Raw genomic sequence first — 17,961 nt, 5'->3', positions numbered from 1 at the left:
CTTGGACGGTACTAGCCGTACAACACTTCATATTGATGTATATCCATTTGATGAATCCACAGCTGTGGACGTACAGATCAGGGATGTCGGTGCCAACCAAGTATTGGAAACAAATACTACTACAGGACTTCCCGATGGGGATGATGTTGACCGAAGATTCTTGATAGAAGGGTTGACACCTGGACAATGGACCTCAATTGAAATTCCTCTGGACGGAAATTTAGCTGCTCAAAGAAACAATCTTGGAGCACTCATCTTAGCAGGAGGACCAAACTTCATATTCGATAACATTTACTTTTTCACGGAATGATGTTGCATTTAAAATCGGAAAAAATGATTATGAAATATATACAGATTAAAACAATACAATCGGCAGTGCTAATATGCCTTGGGGTAATTGCAATGAGCGTTATATCCGGTTGTGAAACAGATGAAACACAGACAGTGGCTACATTTACCAATTTAGTTTTAGACGAAAATTTTGATACGGAAGGAGCACCAAATGACCAACTTTGGAGCTTCGATATAGGAAATGGACCCGGTGGCGACGGTTGGGGAAACCAAGAGTTGCAATACTACACCGACCGATCGGACAATGTTCGGGTTGAAAACGGGGTATTGTTGATCACCGCTCGTGAGGAATCTTTTGAAGGTTCTCAGTATACATCAGCACGATTGATTACCAAAGACAAATTTGAGCAGCAATACGGTCGCTTTGAAGCCAGGATCCGACTGCCTTTTGGGCAGGGGATATGGCCTGCATTCTGGATGCTGGGTGCAGATATTGATGAAAATCCGTGGCCAGGTGCTGGTGAGATTGATATCATGGAATATCGCGGTCAGGAACCTTCAATCCTTATTGGAAGTGTACATGGTCCGGGCTACAATGGAGGTGATGCTATTTCTAAGGAATTTACATTGGAAAACGATCGCTTCGATACAGGTTTCCACACTTTCGGAATTGAATGGGGACCGGATTTTATCAATTACTATGTTGATGATGTGCTTTACAATCAAATTACTCCTGAAGATGTGGATGAAGAAACAGATGGTGAAGGAGTGTGGGTATTTGATAAACCCTTCTTCATTTTAATGAATCTTGCAGTAGGTGGGACCTTTGTTGGATCCCCAAATGCTGAAACTCAGTTTCCACAGACTATGATCGTGGACTACGTGCGCGTATACAAACAATAACTAACTAAACTCAAAATATAAAGACTATGAAAGAATTACTAAACAAAGCAAAGTACTTGGTACTTTTTACTCTTGCAATATCCTTTTTTGGATGCGATGATGACGATGAAGGTACATTACCAGAGGTTATCTCAAGCTTCACTTTTACCCTGGATGAAGATGCGGGTATAGTTACCTTTATCAATATTTCAGAAGAGGCACAGACCTATGCATGGGATTTTGGGGATGGAACCACCTCCTCTGAAATTAATCCTGTCAAAACTTATGTAAGTGGTACGTATACCGTAAAACTGACCGCTTCGAATACTGCGGGAGCATCAGATGTCTTCGAGGATGAGTTGACCATTAATTTACCTGAACCACCGCCACCGTTTGATAGTGGACTTTTGACCAATGGTGATTTCGAAAATGGATCTGAAGGTTGGAGTGGTAATGCCGCTAATGTACAAACCGAAGGAGGAAATAGCTTCAATTTTGCTAATGTGGAAACTGCAGGCGATGCCTTTAATGTAAACTTGAGTCAGGTACTTGATCTTACTGAAGGAACTAATTATATTTTGACTTTCGATGCTTCGTCGGATAGGGTTAGAACCATAATCGCTGGAATAGGTCTGAATGTAGACCCCTTTACCAATGATACGAGAACGGTTGATTTAACAACGGATACACAAACCTTTACACTTGAATTGTCGGCTACAGGATTTGGTGGAGCTGACAGCAGAGTGTTATTTGACTTGGGAGCTGCTGTTGGAACCGTTGTGATAGACAATGTATCCTTGGTTGAAGGAGGAGACGGTGGAGAAACTGCTGGATGCTCAGATACACTTGTGGCTGCTACTTCACTTCCATTGGATTTTGAAGGTTGCGAAACTTTTCTTTCCGATGCTAACTTTGGAAGCGGACTAACTTCTGAACTTGTAGAAAATCCATTTAAAACAGGTATCAATACTTCAGATTTTGTATTGCAAGTGGATAAGGCTGCTGGTGCAGATTTCTTTGCAGGAATCCAAAATACATTTGAAAATAATTTTGATTTAACAACTACAAATGTATTTAAAGCAAAAATCTATTCAACGAAAGCAAATGTAGTGTTCAGATTTGAGTTGGCCTTGGATCCACAGACTGATCCTCCAACGGGAAATCCTGCTCCTGTCTTTATTACCGTTCCAAACGCTAACGAATGGACAGAAGTTGAGGTCACTTTTACAAATTTACCAGGGGGACCAACAGCATATAACCAATTGGTCATAAAGCCAGATAATGATGAAATGGATAGCGCTATCACCGCAGATGGAACATATTACTTTGATGATATTGTACTTGATATGGCTACTGTCGTGGCCACCGAACCAACAATGGCTGCACCAACACCGACCCAAAATACAGCAGATGTGACCTCGGTGTTCAGCAATGCTTATACCAATGTAGCGGGCACGAATACCAGGGCCTTTGGAAACGGTGACGGAGCTACGTTCTCAGAGATACAGGTTGCCGGCGACGACGTATGGAGGTACGATAATACTGATTTCGTTGGAATACAAAATGATGCAGGTTTTGACTCAAGGACCAACTTCAGTATGGATATTTGGGTGGCAGAGGATGTTTCGTTCAGGGCCGGTCTCATTTCCTTTACTACTCCTACTTCCAGAGAGGATGTAGAGGTGAATTTGACAGGTGGTGAATGGAATACCATCGATGTGGCCATTACAGATTTGGTACCCTCGGCCGGTCCTGAAGGTCCACTGCCTGACGACCCAACTATCAACCAAATCATTTTTGATGTTCTAGGTGATGGGGTGACGGCAAATATCTTTGTGGATAATGTGTTTTTCTATACAGACAATGGCGGTGGTAGTACAGGAGGCGGTTGTACTGATACTCCTACTGATGCTTTATCGTTACCAGCTACTTTTGAAGCTTGTGAAACATTTTTAGGGACATTTACAAATGATGGTTCTATTTCAGTAGAGTTAGCAGCAAACCCTTCTGCCACAGGCTTAAATACCTCCGCAAATGTTTTAAGGATTAATAAAGCAATTGGTACATCTAGGTTTGCTGGAGTGCAAAATGCATTTCCTAACGTAGATGTAATTGGCGATTTAGCTTCGACAACCCTTAAAGTCTTAGTATATTCTGATAGAGCAAATGTTTCTTATCGTTTTGGAGTAAATAATAATCCTAATGCTCCTGGTATAGGACTTCCGGGTGAAGTTACAGTGGTTGCAGCAGCGGCCAATGAATGGGTTGAACTGGAAGTTGTTTTTACTGGAATTCCACCTAATTTTGAAGCAAATCAATTGGTTATAAAGCCAGATAATCCTGTTAGTATAGGCGATGGCGAATTGACTACAGAAGACGGGGTTTTCTATATCGACAACATAAGAATAGACTAGTAGTAAATATGTTTTATTAAAAGGTCTAATTATAAATCAACTATACTGTCTTAGCTTAAAAACCAAGACAGTATAGTTTTCAAATATTATTAGTCTAACTAACTTAAAATGTTACAGTCTCATTTAAAATAAGAGACTAAAACTATCCAAAAAATGACCAATTCCATGCTTGGCTTTGTGGTGGCTTTGTCATTTTTGTCTTGCAAAAACCAAAAGATGAACCCTGAAACCAATACAGGTCTTGGCATAGAACAAAAAATTGACTCACTCTTGACGCGGATGACCTTAGATGAAAAAATAGGGCAAATGACACAAGTGCGGCACTTCGATGATATTTCTGAAGAAGATATCGCTTCAAAGTTCATTGGCTCCATAATTCATACACAAGGTCCGCTACCTGGAGAAACAGCTATGGAATGGCAAGAAAAGTTTACAGAACTACAGAAAAAGGCATTGTCGACCCGTTTGGGAATCCCTATGTTTTTCGGCGTAGATGCCATTCATGGACAAAATACTTTTGAAGGTGCTACTATATTCCCGCACAACATTGGTTTGGGAGCTACCCGAAATGCAGAACTGGTAGAACGTGCAGCCCAAATTACTGCGTTGGAAGCACAAGCTACTGGATTTACATGGGTTTTTTCACCCTGTGTGGCCATACCCTACAATGAAAAATGGGGCAGAGTGTATGAAGCATTTTCTGAGAATACAGAACTGACGGCAAAATTGGCTAAAGCTTCAGTAAAAGGACTTCAAGGTAAGCTATCCGATAAGCGAACGGTAATGGCAACGGCAAAACACTTTATTGGAGATGGTGCCACGGACTATGGTTTTGAAGGTGGCGATACCTCTTTAAACATGGACGAAGTAATAGAACGATTATTGCCCCCTTATAAGATTGCGGTTAATGAAGGTGTTGGTTCTGTGATGGCATCGTTTAATTCGTTATCGGGCAGGCCAATGCATGCACACAAAGAACTCATTACAGATATCCTAAAGGGAAAGATGGGCTTTGATGGTATTATGGTTTCGGACTGGAAAGGCTATTCCCGATTTGGGGAGAACAATATTATCAATGCTGGAGTGGACGTGGTAATGGCCGTGGAAGGTGATTTTGAAATGTACCTTGAAGGTTTGAAAAATGGTGTTCAAAGTGGTGATGTCCCACAAGAACGTATTGACGATGCGGTAAGACGCATATTGCGTCAAAAATATAGATTGGGTCTTTTTGAAAACCCCTTTCCAGATGCTACGTTAATCGAAAAAATTGGAATTAAAGAGCATCGGGATGTTGCACGACAAGCGGTAAGGGAATCATTGGTGTTGCTTAAAAACAATGACAATATACTCCCACTTGATAAAAAAACGAAAAAAATTGTAGTTGTAGGGGAACATGCCAATAATGGTGGATTACAGTCTGGAGGATGGACAATAAACTGGCAGGGCTCCACAGAAAATTATAAAGGAGCAACTACTATTCTCGAAGGAATTGAAAAAACAGCTGAAGGAACGGTAGTTTACGATATAGATGCATCGGGAAACCATAATGATGCTGATGTTGCCATTATCGTAATTGGTGAAACACCTTATGCCGAGTCTTTTGGAGATATAGGTGGTGAAATAGATGCGTATCAATTGACGCTGACCGAAAGTCATCAAAACTACGTGGACACTTATGCCAATATGGGCGTGAAAACCATAGTACTACTGATTTCGGGTCGTCCTCTGGTAACAACACAACAGATAGAACAATCAGAAGCATTTATTGCTGCATGGTTACTTGGGTCCGAAGGAGGAGGTGTTGCGGAAGTGCTTTTTGGAGATTACAACTTTAAAGGAACATTACCGCACTCATGGCCAAAATCGGTCGAAGACTATAAAGGAAAATATGGCCCTAATTTTTGGGATCAAACAATCACTCCGCTATATCCTTATGGATTTGGGCTGAAGTATTGAGAGCGCTTAATCAAGATAGCTATGACTAATGATGAAAACCAAACAACATGAGGATACAAGGAATGATAAGACCAATAGTTGCTGCATTAGTAATGATAGCAGGCTATTCATGTAAAGAAAAGACAACGAAAGTAGAAGAAGACAAACCCCAAATAGAAAAAGAAGTGATAGCTAAAGATATTTTAGGTAATCCAGACTACTTGGCAATATCCTATGGTGGTTATAGGACAGGTACACGAGATGTTCAACCTACCATTGCCGAGCTAAAAGAGGATATGAGGATTCTCTCCGCAATGGGTATCAAAATTTTGCGAACGTACAATGTTCAATTACAACAGGCAACCAATCTGTTAAAAGCTATACAAGAACTAAAAGAGGAGAATTCCGATGTTGAAATGTATGTAATGCTGGGTGCATGGATAGATTGTAAAAATGCGTGGACCGGAGAAACTCCCGACCACAATGTAGAAAGTGAACAAAATGAAGGTGAAATTGGCAGGGCTGTGGTTCTTGCAAACCAATACCCGGACATTGTCAAGATTATTGCAGTTGGTAATGAGGCCATGGTCAAATGGGCCGAAAGCTATTACGTGCAACCATCGGTCATTCTAAAATGGGTCAATCACCTTCAAGGATTAAAGGAAAAAGGAGTGCTTCACAAAGATGTATGGATTACCAGTTCTGATGACTATGCTTCTTGGGGTGGTGGAGACGATAGTTACCATACCGAAGATCTTGAAAAGCTCATCAAGGCCGTAGACTATATTTCAATGCATACCTATCCCTATCACAACTCACACTATAATCCAGAGTTTTGGGGCGTCCCCGAAGCAGAAGAGCAACTTTCGGACATTCAAAAAATTGACTCCGCTATGGTTCGAGCCAAAGCGTTTGCCGTTTCACAGTATGATTCCGTTTCAAATTATATGAAAAGTTTAGGTGTTGACAAACCCATACATATTGGTGAAACAGGATGGGCAACAATATCGAACGGTCATTATGGTCCAGAAGGTTCAAAGGCTACAGATGAATACAAAGAAGCGATGTATTACCATCAAATACGGGATTGGACAAATAGCAATGGTATTTCCTGCTTCTATTTTGAGGCTTTCAATGAAAAGTGGAAAGACGCTGCAAATGCTAGTGGCTCTGAAAATCATTTTGGTCTTTTTACTATCGAAGGTCAAGCTAAATACGCTTTATGGGATAGGGTCGACGAAGGCATTTTTGAAGGTTTGACGAGAAATGGAAATCCTATCACCAAAACATATGGTGGAGATAAACAGGCGTTGATGAAGGATGTTCTTGTCCCTCCAACGAAGAAAGAACAGGCAGTTGCTCACTAACATGAAAAAGTTTAACACATTTAATCTCATATTTACATTGGCCATAACATTCAATGCGTGTAACGTAGCTAACAAATTGGAAGTTGAAGTATTCGAAACTTCAGCAAATGGGAATAAACTTAGTAAAATCAATAATTTTTCTTCTCCTGGTATCGAATCTAAAATAGAGTTGTTGCCAGACCAAAAGTTTCAGACCATTACAGGTTTTGGAGGTTCTTTTACAGAAGCTTCTGCATATTTGTTGAACAATTTGAGCAAGGAGAATCGCAAAAAAATCATCGAAGCCTATTTTGGTGATGAAGGAGCACGGTATTCTTTGACTAGAACGCATATAAATTCGTGTGATTTCTCTTTGAACAATTATTCCTATGCCCCGGTTGAAGGGGATATGGAGTTAAGCCATTTCTCAATTGAAGAAGATAAGGACGATATCATACCCTTTATAAAAGAGGCCATGGCCGCTTCTAGGGATGGGTTCAAGATTTTGGCATCCCCTTGGACGGCGCCACCTTGGATGAAAGATAATAAAGACTGGCGCGGGGGCAAGTTATTACCGGAATATTACGATACATGGGCGCTTTTTTTCTCTAAATATATTGATGCATACAAATTAGAGGATATCGACATTTGGGGGCTTACTGTGGAAAACGAACCCTTGGGGAATAACAATAATTGGGAGAGCATGCATTACACTCCCCAAGAGATGACCGATTTTGTAAAGTACCATCTGGGACCCAAGCTGGAAGAGGACGGTCATAAGGTGAAAATATTAGGATACGATCAAAATAGAGGCAAAGAGCTTCAAGAATGGGTGAAGGTGATGTTTCAAGACGAAGCGTCGTCAAAATATTTTGACGGTACGGCAGTGCATTGGTACGCCAGTACTTACGATTGGTTTCCAGAATCCTTACAGTTTGCGCATAACGCAGCTCCAACAAAGCATTTGATACAATCGGAAGCCTGTGTGGATGCGGAAGTACCCGTATGGAAAGATGATGCTTGGTATTGGAAAAAAGAAGCTACCGATTGGGGGTGGGACTGGGCACCTGAGCACGAAAAACATTTACATCCCAAATATGCGCCTGTAAACCGTTATGCCCGTGACATCATTGGTTGTCTTAACAACTGGGTAGATGGTTGGATAGACTGGAATATGGTCTTGGATACGCAAGGAGGCCCTAACTGGTTCAAAAACTGGTGTGTTGCCCCGGTGATTGTGGATATTGAAAAAGATGAGGTCTATTTTACGCCTATATATTATGCGCTTGCCCACTTTAGTAAATACATAAGGCCTGGAGCAGTACGCATTGGATTTGAAAAAACGGATGATTCATTGATGATTACAGCTGCCAAGAATCCTAATGGGGAAATTATCGTAGTTGTTTTTAATGAAGAAAATGAACCCAAAAGCGCAATGTTACAGTTGGGCGAAAAGGCCACCAATATCAATATAAGTGCTCAAGCATTGCAGACCTTGGTGATTCCGGTCGATGCATCAACTAATACTAACTAAAATATTATCATTATGTCTACTGTAAAAACTGCTAAAAAAGATTTAGTCCCACTGGGACAAAAAGCTGCATTTGGAGCAGGCCATTTGGTTTTGAACCTATATCCAGGAGCATTGGGTTTTTTCATGTTCTTCTTATTGACCGCTTTTGGAATGGACCCATTTTTGGCAGGACTTTTAGGTGGGTTGCCTCGTTTTTTCGATGCGATTACCGACCCAATTATGGGATTTATTTCGGATAATACAAGTTCGAAATGGGGTAGAAGAAGACCGTATATTTTAGTGGGAGGCATTTTAAGCGCCATTACATTTGTCTTGCTTTGGCAGCTCGATGAGAATAATTCTTCAGACTATAACTTTTGGTACTTTCTGATTATGTCCATGGTCTTCCTTATTGGAAATACCATGTTCGCAACACCGTTGGTGGGTCTAGGATATGAAATGACCTCAGATTATAACGAGCGGACACGTTTAATGGCTTTTTCGCAAACAGTTGGTCTTTTGGCATGGGTTATCGTACCTTGGTTTTGGGTAATTATCGCTGACCCTGATATTTTTAGCAATCAAGCGGAAGGTGTAAGAACTATGGCAATTTATGTTGGGGTAGCCTGTTTGCTACTTGGACTTTTACCTGCTTTTTTCTGTAGAGGTATTGATGCTTCGCATATGGGAAATAGGAAAAAATTGACTTTCACCTCAATATTTAGCAACTTAAAAGACTTATTTATTAGTATAAAAGAAGCTGTAAAGAATAAACCTTTTATGAAATTATGTGGTGCTACCTTTTTAGTTTTTAATGGGTACCAAATCGTTGCTTCTTTTAGTTTTTTTATTTTCGTTTTTTACATTTTTAATGGAAGTTATGAGGCCACTTCAACATGGCCTGCTTGGTTTAGTTCCATTGGAGCATTGGTCTCAGCATTTTTAGTGATTCCAATTGTGTCAAAAATGGCTGAAAAATGGGGTAAAAAGAAAGCTTTTATTATTTCAACAGCTCTTTCCATTGTTGGATATGCTATGAAATGGTGGGCTTTTACCCCCGATAATATTTGGCTTTCTTTTGTTCCAATACCTTTAATGTCGTTTGGTTTGGGAAGTTTATTCACGTTGATGATGAGTATGACCGCAGATGTGTGTGATTTGGACGAGCTTCTTAATGGAATGCCTAGGAAAGAAGGTACGTTCGGTGCACTATATTGGTGGGTGGTAAAACTTGGTCAAGGATTGGCCCTAGTTTTAGGAGGCTTGGTATTAAAGGTAATAGGATTTGACGGGAACGCAGCTACACAAACGGTAGATACTTTAACAAAACTAAGGATTGCTGATATAATCATACCTGTGGTTACCGCAGCTTTCGCCATTTGGATTATGTGGAAATACAGCCTATCCGAAGAAAAAGCAAAAGAGATTAAAGCGCAATTAGAGGAAAGAAGAGGGGTGTTGTAATACTATTGAATTGTTAAGAATAAGCTCATCAAATAATTAAAAAAACAGTAAGATGTCAACAAAAATAATAATCCTATCGCTAGGAGTTTTGCTTACATTAATCGCAATACTCGCTAGTAAAAAAGGAAGCTCAAGCAAGGGACTTATAAGTTCTAAACTAGGAGTACCTATGGGAATCATTGGTATTTTAATGATGATATACGGTAGTTATTCTTCTGATTTGGTAAATTATAACAGCCAACTTGAACAAGTTTCCATAGGGAAAAAATTAAAAATCAGTGGACCTGTCAATGCTGTGAAAGTTGTTTCCCCAATAGACAAAGATTCCGTGGATTGCCGTATTTTAACAATGGGGGTTTATCCCGAATCCCACGAAAAAGATATCTGGGTCATCATTAGGCCTACTGACGATAGGTATTATCCACAATCCGACCATACTAACACATCCTATAAAAGAGATGGGGAATGGCAGGTTGTGACCCGTTTTGGTGGAGATAAAGGTGAAGCTTATGATTTGATTATTTATGAAGCAGATTCAACGGCCTCATCATTTTTTAGTGCCACTATTGCGAAATGGAAAGAGGTAGATGACTATCCCGGTTTAAAGCTAAAGGAAATGCCTGCTGGAGCTAAAGAAGTAGAGCGCCTTAAGATTTATACAAGAAAAAACTGTAGGGGAGTTTTTTAGTCTATATCACACCAACAGCTTTGGATAATTTGGTAATAGAGTTTATCCGAAAAAACGAATGATACTAAAGCAGAATCGATCAAACAGATAGGCGTGCTTTAACCTAATCTTAAATAAATTAAATAGAATACTTTAAAGGAACATTATGTCATCATCTAGAAAAGAGAAGTTTTTGGCACTAGCTGCCATGGATTATGCTGATAAAACCACATCGGAACTCGAAAGCCTATGCAGAAGTGTTTTAGAAGGTGGTATGCACGGGTTGTGCTTTAGTCCCTATGTTGAAGGACAAAAACCCGGTGACCAAATCACGGAAGATCAAATACGCCGAAGAATGGAAATCATTAAGCCCTATACCAAATGGATTCGTTCTTTTTCATGTACCGAAGGCAATGAGGCCATTCCGCGCATAGCCAAGGAATATGGTATAAAAACCATGGTTGGAGCTTGGTTGGGTGATGATCCAAAAATTAATAAGCAGGAAGTTGAAAACCTTATTCAGTTGGCAAAGGAAGATTACGTGGATATTGCGGCGGTCGGCAACGAAGTTATGCTACGGGGCGATTTAACCGAGGATGAACTACTAGCTTTTATGGCGCAAGTAAAACAAGCAGTTCCCAATGTGCCCGTAGGCTATGTGGATGCCTATTACGAGTTTACCGAACGTGAAAGAATAACAGAAGCTTGCGATATTATTTTAGCTAACTGCTACCCCTTTTGGGAAGGTTGCGATATGGATTATTCGCTATTATATATGAAAGATATGTACCAAAGGGTAGTTAAAGTTGCCAACGGAAAAAAGATTATTATCTCTGAAACAGGTTGGCCAAGCCAAGGTACGAACCTGGAAGGAGCATTCCCATCGCACGAAAATGCACTCAAGTATTTTATGAATACCCAAAAGTGGGCTATGGAAGATGATATCGAGATATTTTATTTTTCTTCTTTTGATGAGTCTTGGAAGGTGGGTGCCGAAGGCGATGTTGGAGCTTATTGGGGACTTTGGGACAAAGACGAAAAACTTAGATTCTGATAATCAAGTACATATCAATTTGATGATTTCGTTGCCTAACTGTGCTTAAAATGTATTAGTTGCCGTAAAGGTATCAGCAGAAGTTGTTGATGAGTTTTTTTAGTTTTTTCTAAGCTAAACCGACCTGTTACAGATTGTAGTCAAGAATAAACAGACTGGGATAGCACAAAATATAAATTTGACAATGACTTGTTGAACTTATTCGTTTTTGGTAGCATTTCGTTTTGATTTCCAAAGTTCAAATTCCGAGATTAGTTTTGAATCGGTCAATGGATACAAACCAATTACTGATGCACCTTGCTGCACGGTTTCCATAACAAATTCTTCATATAACGTCATATCCAAACATTCTATTGCAACATCATCAGCGATATCTTTTGGTATGACCATGACACCGTCGTGGTCGCCAACGATAAAATCCCCGGGAAAAACAGCGACATCTCCACAACCAATGGGTTCATTAACTGCTATGGCCTGATGCAATGTTAAATTGGTAGGTGCTGATGGCATAACATGAAAAGAGGGAAAATCTAGTTCCGCGATTTCTTTAGAATCACGAAAGCCGCCATCGGTCACAATACCGGCAACACCTCTCTTCATAAGTCGGGTAATAAGAATTGAGCCGGCAGAGGCTGCCCTGGCATCTTTTCTGCTATCAATGACCAGCACATGATTTTTGGGACATTCTTCTACGGCAACTCGTTGTAAGTGCCTAGGGTTTTTAAATGCTTCAAGGGAATTTAAATCTTCCCTTGCGGGAATGTATCTTAAGGTATATGCTCTACCGACCATTGTATGCTTTACATCACTTAATGGCTTAACTTTTTGGATGAACTGATTCTTTAGACCTCGTTTAAAAAGATTGGTAGCGATAGTTGCCGTGCTCACCCTATGTAATCTATTTATAATTGATTCATCATTATTTTTCATACTTCAAAAATGTATTTCTGACGGTTTTGTCTTCTTATTTTTGTCAATATGGTAAATATACATATATTTGGTAAACCAATTTGGTAAACCAATTTTTAGATGAACATTTCTACTCGATTATTTTTCTGTATTTGCACAATTTTATTAGTGTCATGTAACCCTTCAAAAGACCCAAAACAGCTGGTCAATTCTGTAGAGGAATTCAATGCTTCCGTTGAAAATGCCCAGCCTGGGGATGTCATAACATTGGCCAATGGCATATGGAAAGATACGGAATTGTTGTTTGAAGGAAATGGAACTGAAGCAAACCCTATAACCCTTACTGTTGAGGAAAAAGGAAAAGTATCCTTAGAGGGAAGTTCTAATATTAGAATCGCGGGAAGTCATTTGATCGTGGAAGGGCTTGTTTTTAAAAACGGATTCACACCCACTACCGAGGTCATTTCCCTTAAAAAAGATAAAAATACTGTTGCAAACAATTGTAGGGTAACCGAATGTGTTATCGATAATTTCAATAATCCTGAACGTCACGAACCAGATACTTGGGTTGCTATTTACGGTAAAAATAATAGGATAGACCATAACCATCTTGTCGGAAAAGGGAATCGTGGCGTGACTATGATTGTTCGTCTCAATACCAAAGAAAGTCAGGAAAACAACAATAGGATAGACCACAATTATTTTGGACCTCGACCTAACCTTGGTTCCAATGGCGGTGAAACATTGCGGATTGGCACAAGTCATTACTCCATGATAAACTCAAACACTTTGGTGGAGTCCAATTATTTTGACAGATGCAATGGTGAACACGAAATAATCTCTAACAAATCTTTTCAAAATACATACAGGGATAACGTTTTTTTCGAATGTACGGGAACATTGACCATGCGGCATGGTAACGAAACTTTGGTAGAAGGCAATGTTTTTATTGGGAACAATAAACCAAGCACTGGTGGTATCCGTGTAATCAATGGGCAACAAACCGTTCGAAATAACTATGGAATTGGTTTAAAGGGGTATCGTTTTCGAGGGGCTTTTGTTGTAATGAACGGGGTTCCGAATTCACCTATCAATAGATACTTTCAGGTTGAAGATGCTAAAATCAGTAATAATACATTTATAGACTGTGATCACGTACAATTGTGCGCTGGGAGCGATGCCGAAAGAAGTGCGGTTCCTATAAACTCCTCAATGTCCAACAATATTTTCTATAATGAAGCCAAAAATGATGTCTTTACGGTATACGACGATATCGATGGAATTTCGTTCGAAAATAATCTGTTGAGCCCAAATATTGTTTCAATTTCGGAAACTGGCTTTTCCTCTAAAAAACTTGATTTTATTGAAAATGAGTACGGACTTAGGGTTCCTAAAAATGCAGGAGAGGGCCGTGGTGCTGTTCTGAGCGATAAGTTGGCTACTAAAGAAAACACTGGGGTTAGTTGGTATCCAAAGAAAGATGCACAAGTTGCATTGTCATCAGGAAAAAAGATTTCGATATCCCCGGGATTGAATACGCTGTTCGATGCGGCAAAAAACTCCAGTCCAGGAGATGTTATAGCGTTGGAAGGTGGAACATATACTTTGACCAAAACCATAGCCATTGACCATCCCTTGACCATTACATCCAAAAGTGATGAAAAACCACAAATATTGTTCGAGAAAAAATCTGCTATTACCATTCAAAATGGCGGAAGTCTTTCATTGGAAAGTTTGGTTTTTGATGGTGAAGAATCACCAGATAGAACGGGCAATTCGGTAATCAGTACCAGTAAGTATTCCATGAACAAGAACTATAAATTGTTCATTGATCATTGCGAATTCAAAAACTTGGATGTCAACCATTCTTTTGATGCCATTAGGGCCTATAAAAACACGTTTGCCGATACCATAAGTATCAAAAACTCGATATTTAAAACCGTTTCGGGAAATATTGTTGCGCTGGATAAGGAAACAGATGATATTGGCATTTACAATGCAGAGTATGTTATTATGAAAAATTCAGTTTTTTCAGACATAGGTGGTGCTGCCCTAAGACTACATAGAGGTGGTAAGGATGAGAGTACTTTTGGTCCCTTTTTGGAAATGGAACATTGTACATTTGATAATGTTGGCCATGACAAACGAAATAGATATGACAAGGCAGTTTCTTTATATGGTGTTCAGGTAATCGATATCAAAAACAATATTTTCAATAATAGTAAAGGCATTGGAATGCATTTGGTCGTAGGCGAGCCCATTGTAGCTATATTGAACAATAACTTTTTCAAAACCGAGACCACTACAATAACGGGAGACCAGAAATACACTATTGAAAATGCATGGACATTTCCAGTTGAGTTTGAATCTGATGACTATAAGATCAGCTCAAATTCTGCTTTAAAAGGTAAGGCAACAGACGGCAATGATTTAGGCGTAATACCCCAATAAATGAAACTATCAAGAGTCCATAATAGGTTTTCCTCTCTACTTTCTTTACTGGTAACACTCCTTTTTTTCCAACTTTTTATCCAAGCACAGGAACATCCTAAACTTATTCTCACTAAAGATGGAGTTGCACAGATTAAATCCAACTTAGGCAGTATTCCACTGTTTGATAAGACTTTGGTCCAGATAAAAAAAGAAGTGGACCTAGAAATCGAAAATGGTATTCAGGTTCCTATACCCAAAGATTTTTCAGGTGGGTATACACACGAAAGACATAAAAGAAACTTCTTTATTTTACAAAAAGCAGGTGTACTGTTTCAAATTTTGGATGACGAAAAGTATGCAAGGTACATTCGGGACATGCTTTTTGAATATGAAAAAAAATATAAAGATTTGCCGGTTCATCCACAGGAAAGATCATATGCACGGGGGAAGCTGTTTTGGCAATGTCTGAACGATTCAAACTGGTTGGTCTATGTAAGCCAAGCTTACGATTGTATTCATGATTGGCTTTCCAAAAAAGAGCGAAAACAGTTGGAAAACAATCTTTTTAGACCTTTTGCGGATTTTATATCAATAGAGAACCCTCAATTTTTTAATCGGGTGCACAACCATAGTACTTGGGGCAATGCAGCTGTTGGGATGATCGGTTTGGTGATGGATGATGAAGAACTGGTCCAAAGAGCTTTATACGGAATTAAAGATGCAAAACTTAAGGCAGGAACCAAGGATAATGATGGAGGTTTTATAACAGTTGAAGGACAGGAAACAGGTTTTTTTGCCAATTTGGAAGAACCATTTTCACCAGATGGTTACTATACCGAAGGTCCTTACTATCAAAGGTACGCTTCATACCCATTCCTAATTTTTGCCCAGGCATTGCACAATGTCAAACCAGAACTAAAGGTGTTTGAGCATAAAGACAGCGTTCTTTTAAAATCTGTTAATGCTTTGTTGAACTTGACCGATGCAGATGGTGAATTCTTCCCTATCAATGATGCCCAAAAAGGGATGTCATATTTTTCAAGGTCGTTGGTGAGTGCAGTTGATATTGCCTATTATTATGGAGGTAAGAATCCCGAATTGCTCAGCATCGCAGAAAAACAGCAACGTGTTGTTTTAGACGAAACAGGGTTGTCGGTAGCGCTTGGTTTGCAAAACAAGGAGGCTCGCCCTTTTGTTAAGGAATCGATAAGTTTTTCAGATGGCTCAGATGGCAAACAGGGTGGGATAAGTATCTTAAGGCAGCCTACAGATGGGTTTGCACTAGTTTTTAAGTATACCGCTCAGGGCCTTAGTCATGGACATTACGATAAACTATCGTATATGCTTTACCAAGATGGAGAAGAAGTGTTGCAAGATTATGGATTGGCAAGATTTGTAAATATCGAGCAAAAAGGAGGTGGTAATTATTTAAAGGAGAACAAGACTTGGGCAAAACAAACCGTGGCCCACAATACATTGGTTCAAAATGAAGTATCCCATTTTGGTGGGGCATACGATGTCGGGAGCAAACATCATTCGGATCTGCATTTTGTCGATTTTTCGAAAGAAGCTATTCAAATTGTCAGTGCTAAAGAAGAAAATGCCTATCCCGGAACAAGCCTGCAGAGGACACTGGCAATTATTAAAGACGATAACCTGAAAAATGGATTTGTACTGGATATCTTTAGGGTCAAGGGCAATAAAGAACATCAATACGATTTGCCCTTTTACTATATGGGGCAAATTATCGATACAGATTTTGACTATGATGTTCCATCGGTTTTGACTTCGCTGGGAAAAGAAAATGGATACCAACATCTTTGGTTAGAGGGAAAAGGAAATCCTGAGAAGGAGAATACAAAACTCACTTGGCTTAATGATCAAAAATTTTACAGTTTAACATTAACGACCAAAACCAACGACGAACTTCTGTTTACCAGAATCGGTGCCAATGACCCAGAATTTAATTTACGGAGAGATGCTGGACTTATGCTGCGTAGGAAAAACGTTGGCAATGACGTTTTCGTAGCTGCTATTGAATCACATGGGTCCTATAGCCCCGTTTCGGAATTGGCGGAAAATGCAACAAGTGAAATAACAAACCTTAGCGTTGTGCTCGATAGGGAGGAGTATACTGCAGTAGAAATAGAAAACATAGCCGGAGATAAACATTTGTTGCTGGTGTCCAACAAAGAATCTTCAGGACAACTGGAACATACATTGGAAATAAATAAATATATATATAAATGGATTGGCCCGTACTACTACGGAAAAATCAAAAAATAAGTACACATGGAAAGTTTTGGATCAAGTAAAGAGTTTTTGTTTGGAAGTGAAATCCCTTGGGAAAAAGTGGGGGAAGGCGTAGAGCGACAAATAATGGGATACGATGATAAAATTATGTTGGTAAACGTAAAGTTCGATAAAGGAGGAATAGGGCCTATGCACGAACATTATCATTCACAAGTAACCTATGTGGTAAGTGGTTCTTTTGAGCTTACCATTGGTGATGAGACTAAAATATTGAATGGTGGTGATTCCTTTTACATTCCTCCCCATGTAATGCATGGTGCTGTATGTTTAGAAGCAGGCTTTTTAATAGATGTGTTTAGTCCCATTAGAGAGGATTTTATGCAGAATAGTTAAAAAAAGATGATAAAAATCAGTTCTCGACAATTTAAATGAGGATAAAATTTTAAAATCTTGAAATTTTAACATTTTATTTCAAATAAGGCTTTTTTTTAACCTTTAGATAACATATATTTGGTAAACCAAACTGGTTGACCAATTTGGAATACCAATTAAACTAACATCTATGATAAACAGTTAATACCATAAAAAAAGGATAGGTGCACGCCTATCCTTTAATCTATTACTTCTTTTCGGAGGGAAGTAAAATCAACAAATACACATATAGTATGCGAATTGAAGAATTTAAAAATAATCAAATTCTTCCAGATATCAGATATTATAAAGGCTATTTGTTACAATCAGAATAATTCAGGTTCCCTTATGTGGAATTGGAATTGACTCAACACGCAAACTAACTATTT

General features: G+C 39.2%; 12 protein-coding genes. 11 read left to right on the top strand and 1 reads right to left on the bottom strand.

Annotated features, from left to right (window positions below):
* The first annotated feature begins 339 nt into the window (after positions 1-339).
* The 8 genes from LV716_RS03140 to LV716_RS03105 all read left to right on the top strand — a co-directional run bounded on the left by LV716_RS03140 (position 340) and on the right by LV716_RS03105 (position 11,566).
* Positions 340-1,194, top strand: a complete 855-nt coding sequence (locus LV716_RS03140) for a family 16 glycosylhydrolase (protein ID WP_233759220.1) — start codon at positions 340-342, stop codon at positions 1,192-1,194.
* A 26-nt stretch (positions 1,195-1,220) separates the two neighbouring features.
* Positions 1,221-3,587, top strand: a complete 2,367-nt coding sequence (locus tag LV716_RS03135) for a PKD domain-containing protein (protein WP_163416341.1) — start codon at positions 1,221-1,223, stop codon at positions 3,585-3,587.
* A gap of 216 nt (positions 3,588-3,803) precedes the next feature.
* Entirely contained in the window at positions 3,804-5,543 is a 1,740-nt protein-coding gene (locus LV716_RS03130) for a glycoside hydrolase family 3 N-terminal domain-containing protein (RefSeq protein WP_233759219.1), read from the top strand.
* A gap of 47 nt (positions 5,544-5,590) precedes the next feature.
* Positions 5,591-6,889: a glycosyl hydrolase family 17 protein gene (locus tag LV716_RS03125; protein ID WP_163416339.1), complete on the top strand. Its 1,299-nt coding sequence runs from the start codon at positions 5,591-5,593 to the stop codon at positions 6,887-6,889.
* Position 6,890: 1 nt separating this feature from the next.
* Positions 6,891-8,402: a glycoside hydrolase family 30 beta sandwich domain-containing protein gene (locus LV716_RS03120; RefSeq protein ID WP_163416338.1), complete on the top strand. Its 1,512-nt coding sequence runs from the start codon at positions 6,891-6,893 to the stop codon at positions 8,400-8,402.
* A gap of 12 nt (positions 8,403-8,414) precedes the next feature.
* Positions 8,415-9,845 (top strand): MFS transporter, encoded by a 1,431-nt coding sequence (locus LV716_RS03115; protein ID WP_163416337.1) that lies wholly within the window; start codon positions 8,415-8,417, stop codon positions 9,843-9,845.
* Positions 9,846-9,897: 52 nt separating this feature from the next.
* Positions 9,898-10,533 carry a hypothetical protein gene (locus tag LV716_RS03110; protein ID WP_163416336.1) on the top strand — a complete coding sequence of 212 codons (636 nt, stop codon included), beginning with the start codon at positions 9,898-9,900 and terminating at the stop codon, positions 10,531-10,533.
* A gap of 145 nt (positions 10,534-10,678) precedes the next feature.
* The gene (locus LV716_RS03105; RefSeq protein ID WP_163416335.1) at positions 10,679-11,566 is read left to right on the top strand and encodes a glycosyl hydrolase family 17 protein; all 888 of its coding nucleotides are present in this window, start codon (positions 10,679-10,681) and stop codon (positions 11,564-11,566) included.
* Positions 11,567-11,764: 198 nt separating this feature from the next.
* Here the strand turns inward: LV716_RS03105 and LV716_RS03100 are convergent, their stop codons facing one another.
* Positions 11,765-12,496 carry a ribonuclease activity regulator RraA gene (locus LV716_RS03100; protein WP_163416334.1) on the bottom strand — a complete coding sequence of 244 codons (732 nt, stop codon included), beginning with the start codon at positions 12,494-12,496 and terminating at the stop codon, positions 11,765-11,767.
* Positions 12,497-12,595: 99 nt separating this feature from the next.
* Here LV716_RS03100 and LV716_RS03095 point away from each other — a divergent pair, with 99 nt between their 5' ends.
* Genes LV716_RS03095 through LV716_RS03085 form a run of 3 tightly spaced genes read left to right on the top strand, consistent with a single transcriptional unit; the run spans position 12,596 to position 17,554 of the window.
* Positions 12,596-14,926: a chondroitinase-B domain-containing protein gene (locus LV716_RS03095; RefSeq protein ID WP_163416333.1), complete on the top strand. Its 2,331-nt coding sequence runs from the start codon at positions 12,596-12,598 to the stop codon at positions 14,924-14,926.
* The gene (locus tag LV716_RS03090) at positions 14,927-17,194 is read left to right on the top strand and encodes a heparinase II/III family protein (RefSeq protein ID WP_163416332.1); all 2,268 of its coding nucleotides are present in this window, start codon (positions 14,927-14,929) and stop codon (positions 17,192-17,194) included. It begins immediately after the preceding gene.
* Between the two features lie 6 nt (positions 17,195-17,200).
* Entirely contained in the window at positions 17,201-17,554 is a 354-nt protein-coding gene (locus LV716_RS03085; RefSeq protein ID WP_163416331.1) for a cupin domain-containing protein, read from the top strand.
* The last annotated feature ends 407 nt before the right edge of the window (positions 17,555-17,961 follow it).

This window comes from Flagellimonas sp. HMM57 (assembly GCF_021390175.1).
GTDB lineage: Bacteria > Bacteroidota > Bacteroidia > Flavobacteriales > Flavobacteriaceae > Flagellimonas.
Note: the sequence above shows the minus strand (reverse complement) of the source record. Positions and strands in the feature narration are given on the sequence as shown.

What these genes read in the sequence shown, in the direction of transcription:
- LV716_RS03110 (WP_163416336.1), top strand. Translation starts at nt 9,898, where the DNA reads ATGTCAACAAAAATAATAATCCTATCGCTAGGAGTTTTGCTTACATTA.
- LV716_RS03130 (WP_233759219.1), top strand. Translation starts at nt 3,804, where the DNA reads ATGAACCCTGAAACCAATACAGGTCTTGGCATAGAACAAAAAATTGAC.
- LV716_RS03100 (WP_163416334.1), bottom strand. Translation starts at nt 12,496, where the DNA reads ATGAAAAATAATGATGAATCAATTATAAATAGATTACATAGGGTGAGC.
- LV716_RS03120 (WP_163416338.1), top strand. Translation starts at nt 6,891, where the DNA reads ATGAAAAAGTTTAACACATTTAATCTCATATTTACATTGGCCATAACA.
- LV716_RS03105 (WP_163416335.1), top strand. Translation starts at nt 10,679, where the DNA reads ATGTCATCATCTAGAAAAGAGAAGTTTTTGGCACTAGCTGCCATGGAT.
- LV716_RS03090 (WP_163416332.1), top strand. Translation starts at nt 14,927, where the DNA reads ATGAAACTATCAAGAGTCCATAATAGGTTTTCCTCTCTACTTTCTTTA.
- LV716_RS03135 (WP_163416341.1), top strand. Translation starts at nt 1,221, where the DNA reads ATGAAAGAATTACTAAACAAAGCAAAGTACTTGGTACTTTTTACTCTT.
- LV716_RS03125 (WP_163416339.1), top strand. Translation starts at nt 5,591, where the DNA reads ATGAGGATACAAGGAATGATAAGACCAATAGTTGCTGCATTAGTAATG.
- LV716_RS03115 (WP_163416337.1), top strand. Translation starts at nt 8,415, where the DNA reads ATGTCTACTGTAAAAACTGCTAAAAAAGATTTAGTCCCACTGGGACAA.
- LV716_RS03085 (WP_163416331.1), top strand. Translation starts at nt 17,201, where the DNA reads ATGGAAAGTTTTGGATCAAGTAAAGAGTTTTTGTTTGGAAGTGAAATC.
- LV716_RS03140 (WP_233759220.1), top strand. Translation starts at nt 340, where the DNA reads ATGAAATATATACAGATTAAAACAATACAATCGGCAGTGCTAATATGC.
- LV716_RS03095 (WP_163416333.1), top strand. Translation starts at nt 12,596, where the DNA reads ATGAACATTTCTACTCGATTATTTTTCTGTATTTGCACAATTTTATTA.